Genomic DNA, 16121 nt, shown 5'->3' on the forward strand with positions numbered 1-16121 from the left:
CTCAGCGATAAACCGGGAAGTCCGCGCACAGGGCCGAAACTTGCTGGGCGACATTGGCCTCGACATCGGCGTCGCCGAGGTTGTCGAGGATGTCGCAGATCCAGCCGGCCAGCGTGACGCACTGGGTAACCTTGAAGCCGCGCGTGGTCACCGCCGGGGTGCCAATGCGCAGGCCGGAGGTCACGAACGGCGACTGTGGATCGTTCGGGACAGCGTTCTTGTTCACGGTGATGTGGGCGCGACCGAGTGCTGCATCCGCCTCTTTGCCGGTGAGACCCTGACGGATCAGGCTGACCAGGAACAGGTGGTTGTCGGTACCGCCGGACACTACATCGTAGCCGCGTTTGATAAATACGCCGGCCATGGCCTGGGCGTTGTCGATCACTTGCTGTTGGTAAGCCTTGAAACCGGGCTCCAGCGCTTCCTTGAAGCACACCGCCTTACCGGCGATCACGTGCATCAACGGGCCGCCCTGACCACCGGGGAATACGGCAGCGTTGAATTTCTTTTCCAGCTCTTCGTTGGCCTTGGCCAGGATCAGGCCACCACGTGGACCCCGCAGGGTTTTGTGGGTGGTGGTGGTGACCACGTCGGCGTACGGCAGCGGATTCGGGTACAGACCGGCAGCGACCAGACCGGCAACGTGAGCCATATCAACAAAGAGATAAGCGCCGACTTTGTCAGCGATCTGACGGAAGCGCGGGAAGTCCAGGGTCTTCGAGTAAGCGGAGAACCCGGCGATGATCATTTTTGGCTTGTGCTCGACCGCCATGCGCTCGACTTCGTCGTAATCGATCAGACCGGTGGCGGTGTCGATGCCGTACTGCACAGCGTTATAGAGCTTGCCGGAGAAGCTGACTTTGGCGCCATGGGTCAAGTGACCGCCGTGGGCCAGGCTCATGCCCAGCACGGTGTCGCCGGCCTGCAGCAGCGCAAGGAATACCGCGGCGTTGGCCTGGCTGCCGGAGTGCGGCTGCACGTTGGCGTAATCGGCGCCGAACAGTTGCTTGGCGCGTTCGATGGCCAGCGCTTCAACTTTATCGACGTGCTCGCAGCCACCGTAGTAGCGCTTGCCCGGATAGCCTTCGGCGTATTTGTTAGTCAGGCCACTGCCTTGCGCTTCCATGACGCGTTTGCTGGTGTAGTTCTCTGACGCGATCAGCTCGATGTGATCTTCCTGGCGTTGCTCCTCGGCATTCATCGCCGCCAGCAGTGCATCGTCGTAACCCTGGATCTGGTCTTGCTTGCTGAACATCGCGTCTCTCCCAGCGGCGGCGGTGCGCCATTCGTCTCGGTGAGGCACGTACCTTTCGGCAGTGCCCTTTGGATGCGATGGTATGACCGGCGCAGACAGGCCAAATGCCTACGGACGCCACGCAAAGGTGCGTTTACGACATGGCGGGAAATGGCATGCCGAACACACTCTCCAATTCAGCAGAGAACCCTGTGGGAGCGGGCTTGCCCGCGATGGCGGCATCACATCCAACATTGATGTCAGCTGACCCACCGCTATCGCGGGCAAGCCCGCTCCCACAGGGTCAGGCGGTGATCTGACGGACAAGTAACAGCAGTAGAAAATGCAGTGGATACAAGCCATAAGCCCAACGCCGCATCGGCGGTGGCTGGACGCCTCGGGCGTATCGCAATAACAACAGCCCCAGCAATGGCGCAATCAGACAAGTGGCGATGCCGAAGATGGCTGCACTGTTGCCGAACCGCGCGGAGGAATACAGCACTGTCCACTGATTGGCTGCCAGACAGACCAATCCCGGCAACAGGCTGAAGTACCAGGGACGCTTGATCACCAGCAACATCGCCAGTGGCAACAACACACCGAAGAAGCCGAACATCAGCCGTTCCGGGAACAGCGCCGCCAGCAGCAAGGCGCCTGCCGCCAACAGTCGCGCTGGCAGGGTTCGGTCCTGCCAGCCACGGGCCACCAGCAATCCCAACGCCAATGTAGGCAGCACGTTCAAGGTGTCGGGATGAGGAATGTACATCCGGTAGGGCATTTCGCTGATGGCGCTAAACAGCAGCAACCACCCCAGATAACGCCACTGGCCGTCGGTCGTCACCGCGCGGGCCCGCGCCAGGTTTGCGGCCATCGCCAAACAGAACCACGGGAACGCCAACCGCCCCGGCACATACAGAATATCGACGGAATAACCGACATATCGCAGGTGATCGAGCACCATGCAGAGCAGCGCCAGCCACTTGAGCAGATCCAGTGCCCCATCCCTTTGCGTCATGTGCATAATTGCCCGTCGTCTTTGTATTTTTCTGACAGCATCATCGCGTGTGCTCCCCGGACGATCTTCGGTAAAGTGCGCACCATCATTGACCACGACGCCCTTCACCATAAGAGTCTCGACCACGGAAGCCGGCCATGACCGATAAGAGCCAACAATTCGCCAGCGACAACTATTCCGGTATCTGCCCTGAAGCCTGGGCTGCCATGGAACAGGCCAACCACGGCCACCAACGCGCCTATGGCGACGACGAATGGACCGCTCGCGCGTCCGACGATTTCCGCAAACTGTTCGAAACCGACTGCGAAGTATTCTTCGCCTTCAACGGCACCGCGGCCAACTCCCTGGCCCTGTCGTCGCTGTGCCAGAGTTACCACAGCGTGATCTGCTCGGAAACCGCCCACGTCGAAACCGACGAATGCGGCGCACCTGAATTCTTTTCCAACGGTTCCAAGCTTCTCGTCGCCCGCACCGAAAACGGCAAGCTGACCCCGGAATCGATCCGCGAAATTGCGCTCAAGCGCCAGGACATCCACTACCCGAAACCGCGCGTAGTCACCCTGACCCAGGCCACCGAAGTCGGCAGCGTCTACACCCCGGAAGAAATCCGCGCCATCAGCGCCACGTGCAAAGAACTGGGCCTGAACCTGCACATGGACGGCGCGCGCTTCTCCAACGCCTGCGCTTTCCTTGGCTGCTCGCCGGCCGACCTGACCTGGAAGGCCGGTGTCGACGTGTTGTGCTTCGGCGGCACGAAAAACGGCATGGCGGTGGGGGAAGCGATTCTGTTCTTCAACCACAAGCTGGCTGAAGACTTCGACTACCGCTGCAAACAGGCCGGGCAGCTTGCGTCAAAGATGCGTTTCCTGTCGGCGCCGTGGGTCGGGATTCTGGAAAACGACGCCTGGCTTAAATACGCCCGCCACGCCAACCACTGCGCGCAACTGCTGGCGGAACTGGTGAGCGATATTCCAGGCGTGGAACTGATGTTCCCGGTGCAAGCCAACGGCGTGTTCCTGCAACTCTCGGAACCGGCCATCGCCGCATTGACGGCCAAGGGCTGGCGCTTCTACACCTTCATCGGCAACGGCGGCGCACGCTTCATGTGCTCGTGGGACACCGAAGAAGAACGCGTGCGGGAATTGGCGACGGATATTCGCGAAGTCATGTCCCGCTAACACCCGCGGCAGTCTGCCGCGACGCACGCTCTGTAGCAGCTGGCGAAGCCTGCGTTCGGCTGCGCAGCAGTCGTAAATCCACAAAACGCGGTGTGTATGAAACACCGCGCGGCCTGATCTCACGACTGCTACGCAGCCGAACGCAGGCTGCGCCAGCTGCTACATGAAAAAGCTATCGCTCCTCCCTCCCTGATTGCACCGGACTCTTGGTCTACATTGTTTGTCGAGCCTCCGCTCAGACAACAACAATCAGGAGCGCACGCATGTCATTGAAAGGCAAAACCCTGTTCATTACCGGCGCGAGCCGCGGGATTGGTCGTGAGATCGCGCTGCGGGCTGCGCGGGATGGGGCCAACATTGTGATTGCCGCGAAAAGCGCCGAGCCGCACCCCAAGTTGCCGGGCACGATTTTCAGCGTGGCCAAGGAAGTCGAAGCCGCGGGCGGCAAGGCGTTGGCCTTGCAGGTGGATGTGCGTGATGAAGTCGCGGTGCGCGAGGCTCTGGCCAAGGCCAACGAGCATTTTGGCGGAATTGATGCGCTGATCAACAATGCCGGCGCGATCAAGCTGACCGGGGTTCAACACATCGAACTCAAGCGCTTCGACCTGATGCATCAGATCAACACACGCGCCGTGCTCCTGTGCAGCCAGGCCGCCCTGCCCTATCTGAAGAAAAGCGGAGGACATATCCTCAGCCTTTCCCCGCCACTGAATCTGGCGAGCAAATGGTTTGCCCAATACAGCCCTTACACGGTGACCAAATACGGCATGAGCATGCTGACATTGGGCATGAGCGAGGAGTTTTCGGCCTATGGCATCAGCGTCAATTCGTTGTGGCCGCAGACGATGATTGCGACCGCAGCGATCGAGTTTCAGCTGGGGTCACGCGAGTCGTTCAAGCATGCGCGTACGCCCGCGATCATGGCCGATGCCGCCCATGTGATTCTGAGCAGCAGCGGTCGCAGCATTACTGGGCGGTTGCTGATTGATGAGGAAATACTTCGGGAGAACGGCATAGCCGAGTTCGAACACTATCGGTTCGCCCCCGACACCAGTGACAAGCTGATGCCGGACCTTTTTATCGATTGAGATATCCACAACCCATGTAGGAGCTGTCGAGTGAAACGAGGCTGCGATCTTTTGATCTTGATCGTTGAAATCAAAAGATCGCAGCCTCGTTTCACTCGACAGCTCCTACAGGGTTATTCCGCAACCATTAGAACTCGATGCGCACGTCGCCCTTCGGCACGCTGCAGCACGAAAGAATGAACCCTTCCGCCTCGTCTTCTTCGGTAATCCCGCCGTTGTGTTCCATTTCGACCTCGCCACCCAGCTTCATCACCTTACACGTCCCGCAAATCCCCATCCCGCAGGCCTTCGGAATCAACAGACCCAGCTTGGCAGCGGCGGCGTGAACGGTTTCCCCCGGCGCCACACGAATGCTTTTCCCGGACGCGGTGAATTCCACCTGGTGCAGGTCCGCCACATCGATGTCCGGTGCGTCTGCGGCGATTTCGGCTTGCTCCACCGCATCAGCACGGGCTTCCGGTGGCGTCGCGCCGAAGGATTCCTCGTGATAACGCGACATGTCGAAGCCGACCGCTTCCAGCATGCGCTTGACCGCATTCATATACGGCGTAGGGCCACAGCAGAAAACTTCCCGTTCAAGGAAGTCCGGCGCCATCAATTCGAGCATCTTGTGGTTCAGGTAACCGCGATAACCGGCCCACGGCTCGCCCAGACCATGTTTCTCGCAGATCAGGTGCAGGCTGAAGTTATCGATCCGCGACGCCATATGTTCCAGTTCGCGGTGGTAAATGATGTCTTTCGGCGAACGGGCGCTGTGGATAAACACCATATCGACGTTGCCGTTGGTGTCGTAGAACCAGCGCGCCATCGACATGACCGGCGTGATGCCCACGCCGCCGCTGAGGTACAGCACCTTCGGCGCGGTGAAGTCCATGGCGTTGAACAACCCGACCGGCCCGTGCACGGCCAGCTCCTGGCCTTCATGCAGGGTGTCGTGCAGCCAGTTCGAAACCTTGCCGCCCGGTACGCGCTTGATCGTCACCGAAAAGCTGTACGGCACCGATGGCGAGCTGGAAATGGTGTAGGAGCGCATGATCGGCACGCCTTCGATCTCCAGCTCCAGGGTGACAAACTGCCCCGGTTTAAAGAAGAACAAAATCGGCTGGTCAGCCATAAAGCAGAAGGTGCGCACATCCCAGGTTTCCTGGATGACTTTGACGCAACGGACGATGTGTCGACCATTGGCCCAGGTCTGGGTGGTTACCGGATTCAGGAAGCTGTTGGACATGCTGTTCTCCACCGCCGATGGTCGGCCTTATGTTGGCGATTCTGCGTAACGAGCGAACCACCCATTTACCTATCTGCGACATTCACATACTTATCGCGACCAGCCCGCATCTACCGGGGGTTGCGCGTCGGGAACAGATTGGGCCATGTCGCCCATGGATAAGGTTCTGGCGTGCGCCGGCCCCACACTCGCTCCACACAACTACAGTTTCTTTACGCCTTGCGATGTAACCGTATCAGCCACTTTCGCCGGCCACACAGAATGGCCTTGAGGATCAAATCGATGGACGTCACCGCAAAAATCAGCCTGGGCGATCCGCTGGAACCCGCACGCAAGGCCACCGCGCAGATGCTGCAAGAGCGCGAGCGCACTTTCTCGCTGCCGCAGCCGTTTTACTCTGACGAGCGGCTGTTTGATATCGACATGCAGGAAATCTTCCAGAAAGAGTGGTTGATCGCCGGCATGGCCTGCGAAATCCCGACCAAGGGCAACTACCTGACCCTGCAAGTCGGCAAGAACCCGATCATCGTGATTCGCGGCGCCGAAGGCGTGATTCACGCGTTCCACAACGTTTGCCGCCACCGTGGTTCACGGCTGTGCACCAGCGAAAAAGGCAAGGTCGCCAAACTGGTCTGCCACTACCACCAGTGGACGTACGAACTGGACGGCCGCCTGCTGTTCGCCGGTACCGAAATGGGCGCCGACTTCGACATGAAGCAGTACGGCCTCAAACCGGTGAACGTGAAGACCGCTGGCGGCTACATCTTCATCAGCCTGTCGGAAAATCCGCCAGCCATTGATGACTTCCTGTCGACGCTGAACCATTACATGGAACCGTACGACATGGAGAACACCAAGGTGGCGATCCAGACCACCTTGTTCGAAAAAGCCAACTGGAAACTGGTGCTGGAAAACAACCGCGAGTGCTACCACTGCAATGCGTCGCACCCGGAACTGCTGAAAACCCTGCTGGAATGGGACGACGTCACCGACCCGCGTGCCGACCAGGCCTTCAAGGATCACGTCGCTGCCTCCGCCGCTGCCTGGGAAGCCGAGAAGATTCCGTACGCCCACGCCAGCTTCGGCCTGCGTAACCGCATCGTGCGCATGCCGCTGCTCAAAGGCACCGTGTCGATGACCCTGGACGGCAAACAGGGCTGCGCCAAACTCATGGGCCGGATCAAAAACCCAGACCTGGGCTCGATGCGCATTCTGCACTTGCCGCACTCCTGGAACCACTGCATGGGCGACCACATCATCGTGTTCACCGTGTGGCCGATCAGCGCCCAGGAAACCATGGTCACCACCAAGTGGATCGTGCACAAGGATGCAGTCGAAGGCGTGGATTACGACGTGGAACGCATGCGAAAGGTCTGGGATGCGACCAACGACCAGGACCGTCGCCTGGCCGAAGAGAACCAGCGCGGCATCAACTCCACGGCTTACCAGCCAGGCCCTTACTCCAAGACCTATGAGTTTGGCGTGGTGAACTTCGTGGACTGGTACAGCGAGCGTTTGCTGAACAACCTGGGCGCGGAACCCGCGCCTTACCTCAAAGGGGTTCCGGTTCAGGGCTGACCGATTCGCTGAGACAAAAAACCGCGAACATGTTTCGCGGTTTTTTATTGTTCGAATTTTGATCAATCGCTTTAGAGCTGCCACTGGCATGGGGCTGTAGAGGTTCGCGAACAAGTTATCCACACCTTCGCCCACAGCAAATGGGGACAACTCGGTTTACCGCGCAAAATTTCTCCACAGAAACTGAAGAAAATCCGTGACTTATCCAGAAGCAGGGTTTTGAGCAACGACTGGTTGTTTTTTGATCAAAAGCTTGTAAGGCACGTTATACGTGGCTTGCAGAGGATGGCGAACACCTTATCCACAGAAGCGCCAACAGACTTTGGGGGCAACTTGAGCATATCTGTGGAAAACCGTTGGAAGCCGCAATAAATCGGGGTTTGCGCGAGGTTTATCAGCTTAAAACGATGATTTGGTCGTTTTTTGATCAGTCGCCTGATAAGCCCGTTTTATATGGCCTGTAGAGGACAGCGAACATCTTATCCACAGATGCGCTAACAGAGATTGGGGGCAAGTATTGGCTCGCGTAAAAAGTTATCCTCTGAAAAAAGCTTGAAAAAACCGCGAGTTAGGCTGGTTGTTTTTTGTACGAAGGGTTGCAGGGCTTGATTTGTATGGGGTGTAGCGAAGGGCGAACATGTTATCCACAGAAGCGCTAACAGGGATTGTGGGTAACCACGATCAGGTCCTGTTGAAACACGATAGACCTGAGTCGATATCCAGATTCAACTCAAAGTCCCGGTCGCTGACAAACACCAGGACGTTTCTGAACTCGCTTGAGCCTATCTTTAAAGACTCAAAAATTCCGAGTTTGGCAGACAGGTCCCGTTCACCATAGAACGTACTGTCGCCATAGTGAGAGTCGGTTAATAACCTGATTCCCATCAGCTTCGCGGTTTCGTGGTTGACCCGGGTTCGCGGTGCGCCGGTGTCCAGAATGAAGCGCGACTTGAAACCATTGGCCGCTTTGATATCGAGGTAGGGCAGCACCTCGTCAGTCACGTGACCGTCACTGGCATAAGGATGGATGACAAGTACCTCGTGCCGCTTCGCCCTTGTCACCGAAAAATCGCCGAGCGCCCGCAGGGTTGCGAGGGATTCGCTGCCGAACATGGAAAACATTGCGTTGAGCTCAGGGTCATTCGCGATTGCCTGAGCATGACGCTGCTTGATCGCCAGATAGTATTCGGGAATCTGGTTTGCGGTTTTGGCCTCGAATATTCGGGCGAAAACGGACACTGAACAATTCAGGTTGTCTTCAGCATCCAACACCTTGTCGCATTGCTGTTTCAGCCCCATTCTTGAAAACGAGTCTTGTGAACTAGCGCTGTGGCAACCCTGAGCAGCTCATAGAGAAATGTAGCTCACTAGGGCCGATACATCAGATAGGCCTCACCCGTGACCCGAATCATCGGATGGGGAGTGATCTGGCAGGTATCAACGATACGAAACCCATGTCGCTCATAAAACCGACGGGCACCGGTGTTCACGGCATAGTCGATCAGGCTCAAGCCATTGAGCCCCAGCTGGTTGGCACGGTCGTAAGCGTAGGCGAGGAATTGCTTGCCAAGGCCTTGGTTTCGCCAGCCTTCATGCAGCGCCAGGCTGGAAATATAGAGGGTATCGGGGATTTCCATCCTGGCGTACGGCGCCAGGACCGGATCGGTCACGGGAGCCGCCAGCGGATCGTGACGCATCACGTAGCTGTGCATCATGCCAATGACGTTTCCCCGTGCCTCGGCAATGAGGCAGTTCTGCCAGGAAAAATCCACGTCTTCACGGGCATACCGACTGGCGCCCACGTCCAGTAAATCCTGACCGGGTTGCGCCAGTTGGCTCCAGATGTAATCCGCAGCACCTTCTGATGAAATCTGAAACAAACGAGCAATCTCCCGCGCATCCGCACGCAGGGCCGAACGAAACTCAACGGTCATGATTTTTCCTTGTGGGAGCGGGCTTGCTCCGGGCGGCGATCCGACGAAAACGGCCCTGCCCTCTGTAGGAGCTGCCGCAGGCTGCGATCTTTTGATCTGGAGCTTTAGGATCAAAAGATCGCAGCCTGCGGCAGCTCCTACAAAGAGCGGATTTGCGCTAGCGGACCACGCCTTCTTCGATCAATAACTTGAGAATCGCCTCGGCGCCCGCCTCGGCACTCAACCCTTTTAGCACCTGCCCGCCCCCGCCACTGGCCTTGGCCGTTGCGGCTTTCATTCGGTCCGCACCGCTCTTGGCCTTGATCACCTTCAAGCGTTTAGGCCGTGGCTTGGCCGGTTGCAGCGTGGCGACCGCCAGCAGTTCATCGTCGATCACTTCGACTTCATCCGCCTGCAACACCCCGCGTCGGGCCGGGCCGTAGGCACTCTGCCGAGGCTTCGGCGCGGCGTTATCCACAGTCGCGAGAAACGGCAGTCGCACTTTCAGGCGACGGCGCTGACCGCGCGGCAAAGCTTGCAGCACCAGTGCTGAATTACCATCGATGGATTCAACTTGAGCCAGCCCGACTACCAGCGGCCAGCCCAGACTTTCCGCCAGCAGGAACGGCAACATGCCCGAGCCTTCGCCGGTTTCCGCCTGGCTGCCGGTCAGCACGACCTGAGCCCCGGCGTCACGCAAATACGCGGTCAATGCCGGCAGTGCATCGGCGCCTGAAGGTTGTTCAAGCACGTGTAGCTGTTCCAGGCCCATGCCCAGATAAGCGCGCAGCGCCGGTTCCGCAACGTCGCCGGCATGCAGCACTTGCAGGTTATCCCCAGCCAGTTGCAGACCCAGTTCCACCGCCCGCGCATCCTGCTCAGCGCGACGTGGCCGGCCGGAGGTCGGGTGGGCGCCGATGGACACCAGGCTGATGATTTTCGTGCTCATAACCCTTTCCTTTCCTTAAGCCGCATCGCGCTTGGCTTCATTGCGGTAGGCCTCTACCGCGTCGATCAAGGCTTGAAGAATCTCGGCACTCTCGCCGATCACCGACAGGTCGGCCCGTTTGATCATGTCGCAGCCAGGATCGAGGTTGATCGCCACCACTTTGTCGCAGGCACCGATGCCTTGCAGGTGCTGGATCGCCCCGGAAATCCCCACCGCCACGTAAACCCGTGCGGTGACCCAGGTGCCGGACGCGCCGACCTGCCGGTCGCGCGCCATGAAGCCATCGTCCACTGCCACACGGGACGCGCCTTCGGTAGCGCCCAGCGCTTCGGCGGTCCTGTGGAAAAGTCCCCAGTCCTTGACCCCGTTGCCGCCGGAGAAGATGAACTCGGCTTCGGCCATCGGAATCGCCGCCGGGTCCACCGCCACCGCGCCCAAATCCTCGATGCGCGACAAGCTTCGTGCGACGGCTGTGGATAACTCCACCGGCAACGCTTCGTGACGGGTTTCGCTGACCGGCTCGGCGCATTCGACGGCGGCCAGAATCAAGCGTGCAACCGGACGTGCAAGGTCTTGCAAGCCAGCACCCGCGCGGCCGATGCACTCCTGATCCTTGACCTGCCAGACCCGCGTGGCCGGGCGTTCGCCCAGTGCGGCGGCAAAGCGTCGACCCAATTCACCACCGCCGCTGCGGCTATCCGGCAGCAGCCAGTGACGCGGGCTGAACTGGTTATCCACAGCCCGCAGGCCCTGGACCCGTTGTTCCGGTGCATAACCGCTGAATTCGTCGCCTTCCAGCACCAGCAAGCGATCGACGCCAGCGGTGGCGAAAGCGTTTTCTTTGTGTTCGCCGAAGACTACGGCCAACACCGCGCCGTCCTTGCCGGCCAACTGGTGAGCCAGACCCAGCAAGTCGCGGTCGTGGCTGCTCAAGCGGCCGCCGACCATGTCCGGCACCACGCTGATGTAAAACGCAGGTGCAGGCACTTGATGCAGTGGCAACTGGACTTCAACCGCGGCCGAGCGTTTGCTCGCCCCGCCCTGTTGAGCGCCGCTGCGGTCGATTCGTTTGATGCCGTTGGGACCGATAAAACCGATGCCATGGGGATTCTTGCGGATGACGCCGTTAGGCCCCATCCAGCTGTGTTGCGCCGGTTGCATGGCCGCGTGCAGCGGGTGCAGACGGTTGCGGGCGATCCATTCGGCGCGTGGGTCGCGGCGGATTATGTCGCTCATCAGTGGGCCTCCGCAGGTTCACGTTGGGCCGGTTTGGTCGGCTTGCTCGGGGCAGCGTCTTCGAGCAATGCGTCCGCCACCAGTTCGGCGATGTCCTTGATCAGCGGCCGGGGTTCGACTACGCCTTCGAGCATCGCGGTGCACTGTGGACAACCCACGGCCACCAGTTCGGCGCCGGTTTCGCGGATGTCCTCCATGCGCATGTCGGGGATCCGTTGCTTGCCCGGGATGTCGGTGATCGGCGCACCGCCGCCACCGCCGCAGCAGCGCGAGCGGAAACCGGAGCGTTGCATTTCCTTGATCTCGATACCCAGGGCGCGCAGCACTTCACGCGGCGCCTCGTATTCGCCGTTGTAGCGGCCGAGGTAGCACGGATCGTGATACGTCACGCTGCTGCCTTTGTGCTGGCCGAGGTTCAGGGCGCCAGCGCCGATGATTTCCGCCATGTAGGTGCTGTGGTGCTGCACGAGGTAGTTGCCGTCGAAGGCGCCGTACTCGTTTTTCAGCACGTGGAAGCTGTGCGGGTCGCAGGTAACGATGCGGTTGAAGCTGTATTTGGCCAGGGTCTGGATGTTGCGTTTGGCCAACAACTGGAAGGTGGCTTCGTCGCCCAGACGTCGGGCCACGTCACCGCTGTCGCGCTCTTCGAGACCCAATACCGCGAAGTCGACCTTGGCCGCTTTCAGTACTTTGACGAAGGCGCGCAAGGTGCGCTGGTTGCGCATGTCGAAGGCACCGTCGCCGACCCAGAACAGCACGTCGACCGACTTCTTCTCGCTCATCAGATTGAGGTTCAAATCCGCCGCCCAGTTCATCCGCCCGCCCGGGGCGAAGCCGCCTGGGTTGTCGGTGGCAATCAGGTTTTCCAGGACTTCTGCGCCCTTGTTCGGGGTCGCGCCTTTTTCCAGGGTCAGATGGCGGCGCATGTCGACGATGGCGTCGACGTGCTCGATCATCATCGGGCACTCCTCGACGCAGGCGCGGCAGGTGGTGCAGGACCACAAGGTTTCAGCGTCTACCAGACCGTTGACGATCGGTTGATGCGGATTACCGGCGTGTTCACCGATTGCCTTGCCTGGATACGGGCTGCCGGCGAATTTGGCATCAGTGCCACCGGCAAGGCCGACGACCATGTCCTGAATCAGTTTTTTCGGGTTCAGCGGCTGGCCGGCGGCGAATGCCGGGCACGCAGCTTCGCACTTACCGCACTGCACGCAGGCGTCGAAGCCGAGCAGTTGGTTCCAGGTGAAATCCTTGGGTTTTTCCACGCCCAGTGGCGCGTTTGGATCGTTCAGGTCCAGCGGTTTCAAACCGGTGGAACGGCCGCCACCAAAGCGTTCGGCGCGACGGTGCCAGGCCAAATGCAAGGCACCGGCGAAGGCGTGCTTCATCGGCCCGCCCCAGGTCATGCCGAAGAACAGTTCGCTAACGCCCCACAGCACACCGACGCCGAGGATCGCAGCCACCACCCAACCGCCGAAGTTTTCCGGGAGGATGCCGGCGACCGGCAGGGTCAACAGGAAGAAGCTCGCCGAGAACGCCAACAGGCTTTTCGGCAGACGCATCCACGGGCCTTTGGACAAGCGCGCCGGGGGATTGCGACGGCGCAAGTACATGAAAATCGCGCCAACGAACATCACCGCCGACATCAGCAGCAGTGCATAGCCGAGGATGCGGTTATGCAGGCCAAAGCCGTGCACCAAAATCGCCAGCACGATGGACGCCACCGCCCCACCCGCAGTCGCGACGTGGGTGTTGGCGATGTATTTGTCCCGCGCTACCACGTGGTGCAAGTCGACCATGTAGCGCTTGGGCATGGCGAACAGGCCGCCGATCAGGTCGACCTTGGAGGCTCGGCCCCGGCGCCACATAGCCACCCGCCGTAACGCGCCCAGAACCGCAAGGCCCAGGGCAGCGAACAACAGGATTGGAAGAAGGGTGTTCAACATGGTGAAGCTCCCACCAGTACATCTTGGAGAAACGCGGTCGGCGTAGGAGCTGCCGCAGGCTGCGATCTTTTGATCTGGATCTTAAAAAACAACGTCAAAAGATCGCAGCCTGCGGCAGCTCCTACAGGGGGTTAGGCTGGCTTAGAAATCCTTGCACAACCGCAGCGCGTCGTAGATCGCCGCGTGGGTGTTGCGCTGCGCCACGCAGTCGCCGATGCGGAACAGCAAGTAGCCGTCACCCGATTGGCTCAACGATGGCTGCGGTTTGATCGCGAACAAGGCGTCGATGTCCATCTGGCCCTTGTTGCGCGACGCTTCCTTCAGGGCGTAGTAGATTTCTTCGTCCGGACGCACACCGTTTTCGACGACCACCTGGTCCACCACCCGCTCCTCTTTGGCGCCGGTGTATTCGTTTTCCAGCACCGCCACCAGCTTGTCGCCTTCGCGGTAGACCTTCTCCAGCATCATGTCCCCGGTCATGATCACTTCTTTGGGGTACATGCTGCGGTAGTACGTCGGGAACGAGGTGCCGCCAATCGCCACGCCCGGTTTGATGTCGTCGGTGACGATCTCGACCTGGCTGCCCTTGTCGGCGAGGAAGTCGGCCGTCGACATCCCGGTGAATTCGCAAATGGTGTCGTAGACCAGCACGTTCTTGCCCGGTGCAACCTTGCCATCGAGGATGTCCCAGCTGCTGACCACCAGGCCTTCAGCCGCGCCCCAGTGCTCGTTCTGCTCCAGGAATGGATGGCCGCCGACGGCGAGTACCACCACGTCCGGACGCAGGTCGAGAATGGTTGCCGCATCGGCCGCCACGCCGAGGCGCAGGTCGACTTTCAAACGCGCCAGCTCAAGCTGGAACCAGCGCGTAATACCGGCAATCTGGTCCCGTTGCGGGGCTTTCGAGGCGGTGGTGATCTGGCCACCGATGAATTCTTTCTTCTCGAACAGGGTCACGTCGTGGCCACGTTCGGCCGACACTCGCGCGGCTTCCATCCCGGCAGGACCGGCACCGACGACGACTACCTTGCGCTTCACACCGGTCGACTTCTCGATGATGTGCGGCACGCCCATGTATTCACGGGAGGTCGCAGCGTTCTGGATGCACAACACGTCCAGACCCTGATATTGACGGTCGATGCAGTAGTTGGCGCCGACGCATTGCCTGATCTGGTCGACCTGGCCCATTTTGATCTTGGCGATCAGGTGCGGGTCGGCGATGTGAGCGCGGGTCATACCGACCATATCCACGTAGCCGCCTTCCAGAATACGGGTCGCCTGGTTCGGGTCCTTGATGTTCTGCGCGTGCAAAACAGGGGCCTTGACCACTTCTTTGATACCGGCAGCCAGGTGCAGGAACGGCTCCGGTGGATAACTCATGTTCGGGATAACGTTGGCCAGGGTGTTATGGGTGTCGCAACCCGAACCCACCACGCCGATGAAGTCGATCATGCCGGTGTCATCGTAGTACTTGGCGATCTGCTTCATGTCCTCGTGGGACAAGCCGTCCGGGTGGAATTCGTCACCGCACAGACGAATGCCGACGCAGAAATCCGGGCCGACTTCAGCCCGCACAGCCTTGATCACTTCCAGGCCGAAACGCATGCGGTTCTCGAAACTGCCGCCCCACTCGTCGGTGCGTTTGTTGACCCGCGGACTCCAGAACTGGTCGATCATGTGTTGGTGCACGGCGGACAATTCGACGCCGTCCAGGCCACCGGCCTTGGCGCGGCCAGCCGCAGTGGCGTAGTTGCCGATTACCCGCCAGATTTCTTCAGGCTCGATGGTTTTGCAGGTCGCACGGTGCACCGGTTCACGGATGCCCGACGGCGACAGCAGGGTTGGCCAATGCTCGCCGTCCCAACGGGAACGACGGCCCATGTGGGTAATCTGGATCATGATCTTGGCGCCATGCTTGTGCATGGCATCGGCCAGGTTCTGGAAGTGCGGAATGATCCGGTCGTCGGCCAGGTTGACCGACTTCCACCAGCCTTGCGGGCTGTCGATGGCCACACTGGAGGAACCGCCGCAAATCGCCAGGCCGATCCCACCCTTGGCTTTCTCTTCGTAATACTTGACGTACCGGTCGGTGGTCATGCCGCCGTCGGTGGCATAGACCTCGGCGTGCGCGGTGCTGAGCACGCGGTTGCGGATGGTCAGTTTGCCGATCTGGATCGGCTGGAACATTGCTTCGAAAGCCATGGCGGGTTCCTCGACTTACAACGGCTTGACGGTGAACAGGCCGTCGTCGTGGCCTTCTTCGGAGCCACCGTAAACCTGTTCGGCAACGGTGCGGATCTTGCTGCCGCGGGCTTGCAGAATCTGGTCCATGGCACCGGCAAACCAGCCAGTGAACATGTAGTCGACCTTGCGACCGACCTTGCCGTACACGTAGACGAACGCCGAGTGTTCAAGCTTGACGCTGGCAGTGCCTTTGTCGAGGTCGATGTCCTGGATCTTGAACAGGCCCCAGCCGCGCTGCGACAGACGCTTCATGTAGTGCTCGAACACCGCAACGCCTTCCAGGCCGTGGCATTCAGCTTCTTTCTCACACCAGTGCCAGGCGGATTTGTAGCCGGCCTTGTAGAGGATTTCGGCGTAGGCGTCGGCGCCCAGCACTTCCTCGATGCCCATGTGGTTGTTGACAAAGAAGTGACGCGGTACGTACAGCATTGGCAGGGCGTCGGAGGTCCAGACACCGGTTTCGCTGTCGACTTCGATTGGCAATTGCGGGGCGATCTTGGCCATGGAAA

At 59.8% G+C, this 16121-nt stretch carries 12 protein-coding genes and 1 pseudogene; 3 read left to right on the top strand and 10 right to left on the bottom strand.

Annotated features, from left to right (window positions below; genetic code table 11):
* Position 1: 1 nt before the first annotated feature.
* Both glyA and WLY71_RS00170 read right to left on the bottom strand, forming a co-directional pair.
* On the bottom strand, positions 2-1255 hold the full coding sequence (gene glyA, locus WLY71_RS00165; protein WP_347802030.1) for a serine hydroxymethyltransferase: 1254 nt from the start codon (positions 1253-1255) through the stop codon (positions 2-4).
* Positions 1256-1538: 283 nt separating this feature from the next.
* On the bottom strand, positions 1539-2255 hold the full coding sequence (locus WLY71_RS00170; protein WP_347802031.1) for a TraX family protein: 717 nt from the start codon (positions 2253-2255) through the stop codon (positions 1539-1541).
* A 131-nt stretch (positions 2256-2386) separates the two neighbouring features.
* Here WLY71_RS00170 and WLY71_RS00175 point away from each other — a divergent pair, with 131 nt between their 5' ends.
* Positions 2387-3427, top strand: coding sequence for a threonine aldolase family protein (locus WLY71_RS00175; protein WP_347802032.1), 1041 nt, complete (start codon positions 2387-2389; stop codon positions 3425-3427).
* 263 nt (positions 3428-3690) lie between these two features.
* Positions 3691-4515, top strand: coding sequence for an SDR family oxidoreductase (locus tag WLY71_RS00180; RefSeq protein ID WP_347802033.1), 825 nt, complete (start codon positions 3691-3693; stop codon positions 4513-4515).
* Between the two features lie 127 nt (positions 4516-4642).
* Here the strand turns inward: WLY71_RS00180 and gbcB are convergent, their stop codons facing one another.
* Positions 4643-5743: a glycine-betaine demethylase subunit GbcB gene (gbcB, locus tag WLY71_RS00185; protein WP_347802034.1), complete on the bottom strand. Its 1101-nt coding sequence runs from the start codon at positions 5741-5743 to the stop codon at positions 4643-4645.
* Between the two features lie 282 nt (positions 5744-6025).
* On the opposite strand from gbcB, the gene gbcA reads away from it, so the two are divergent.
* A complete protein-coding gene (gene gbcA, locus WLY71_RS00190) occupies positions 6026-7321 on the top strand; it encodes a glycine-betaine demethylase subunit GbcA (RefSeq protein WP_347802035.1) in 1296 nt (431 codons plus the stop codon).
* A 702-nt stretch (positions 7322-8023) separates the two neighbouring features.
* Here the strand turns inward: gbcA and WLY71_RS00195 are convergent.
* The 7 genes and pseudogenes from WLY71_RS00195 to WLY71_RS00225 form a co-directional block, all read right to left on the bottom strand.
* Positions 8024-8620 (bottom strand): annotated as a pseudogene (locus WLY71_RS00195) (retropepsin-like aspartic protease); the annotation flags it as partial.
* A 68-nt stretch (positions 8621-8688) separates the two neighbouring features.
* Positions 8689-9255, bottom strand: a complete 567-nt coding sequence (locus WLY71_RS00200; protein ID WP_347802036.1) for a GNAT family N-acetyltransferase — start codon at positions 9253-9255, stop codon at positions 8689-8691.
* 157 nt (positions 9256-9412) lie between these two features.
* Positions 9413-10183: an electron transfer flavoprotein subunit beta gene (etfB, locus tag WLY71_RS00205; protein WP_123368597.1), complete on the bottom strand. Its 771-nt coding sequence runs from the start codon at positions 10181-10183 to the stop codon at positions 9413-9415.
* A 15-nt stretch (positions 10184-10198) separates the two neighbouring features.
* Positions 10199-11419, bottom strand: coding sequence for an electron transfer flavoprotein subunit alpha (gene etfA / locus WLY71_RS00210; RefSeq protein ID WP_347802037.1), 1221 nt, complete (start codon positions 11417-11419; stop codon positions 10199-10201).
* Entirely contained in the window at positions 11419-13368 is a 1950-nt protein-coding gene (gene dgcB / locus WLY71_RS00215) for a dimethylglycine demethylation protein DgcB (RefSeq protein WP_347802038.1), read from the bottom strand. The genes etfA and dgcB overlap by 1 nt, the downstream gene beginning before the upstream one ends.
* 141 nt (positions 13369-13509) lie before the next feature.
* Entirely contained in the window at positions 13510-15570 is a 2061-nt protein-coding gene (gene dgcA / locus WLY71_RS00220) for a dimethylglycine demethylation protein DgcA (protein ID WP_347802039.1), read from the bottom strand.
* Between the two features lie 15 nt (positions 15571-15585).
* Positions 15586-16116, bottom strand: a complete 531-nt coding sequence (locus WLY71_RS00225) for a DUF5943 domain-containing protein (protein ID WP_008033249.1) — start codon at positions 16114-16116, stop codon at positions 15586-15588.
* Positions 16117-16121: the final 5 nt, after the last annotated feature.

It is taken from the genome of Pseudomonas rossensis, from assembly GCF_039888995.1.
Classification (GTDB): Bacteria; Pseudomonadota; Gammaproteobacteria; order Pseudomonadales; family Pseudomonadaceae; genus Aquipseudomonas; species Aquipseudomonas rossensis.

Excerpts from the sequence above, each read along its gene's own strand:
- glyA (WP_347802030.1), bottom strand. The coding sequence starts at position 1,255 with ATGTTCAGCAAGCAAGACCAGATCCAGGGTTACGACGATGCACTGCTG.
- WLY71_RS00170 (WP_347802031.1), bottom strand. The coding sequence starts at position 2,255 with ATGCACATGACGCAAAGGGATGGGGCACTGGATCTGCTCAAGTGGCTG.
- WLY71_RS00175 (WP_347802032.1), top strand. The coding sequence starts at position 2,387 with ATGACCGATAAGAGCCAACAATTCGCCAGCGACAACTATTCCGGTATC.
- WLY71_RS00180 (WP_347802033.1), top strand. The coding sequence starts at position 3,691 with ATGTCATTGAAAGGCAAAACCCTGTTCATTACCGGCGCGAGCCGCGGG.
- gbcB (WP_347802034.1), bottom strand. The coding sequence starts at position 5,743 with ATGTCCAACAGCTTCCTGAATCCGGTAACCACCCAGACCTGGGCCAAT.
- gbcA (WP_347802035.1), top strand. The coding sequence starts at position 6,026 with ATGGACGTCACCGCAAAAATCAGCCTGGGCGATCCGCTGGAACCCGCA.
- WLY71_RS00200 (WP_347802036.1), bottom strand. The coding sequence starts at position 9,255 with ATGACCGTTGAGTTTCGTTCGGCCCTGCGTGCGGATGCGCGGGAGATT.
- etfB (WP_123368597.1), bottom strand. The coding sequence starts at position 10,183 with ATGAGCACGAAAATCATCAGCCTGGTGTCCATCGGCGCCCACCCGACC.
- etfA (WP_347802037.1), bottom strand. The coding sequence starts at position 11,419 with ATGAGCGACATAATCCGCCGCGACCCACGCGCCGAATGGATCGCCCGC.
- dgcB (WP_347802038.1), bottom strand. The coding sequence starts at position 13,368 with ATGTTGAACACCCTTCTTCCAATCCTGTTGTTCGCTGCCCTGGGCCTT.
- dgcA (WP_347802039.1), bottom strand. The coding sequence starts at position 15,570 with ATGGCTTTCGAAGCAATGTTCCAGCCGATCCAGATCGGCAAACTGACC.
- WLY71_RS00225 (WP_008033249.1), bottom strand. The coding sequence starts at position 16,116 with ATGGCCAAGATCGCCCCGCAATTGCCAATCGAAGTCGACAGCGAAACC.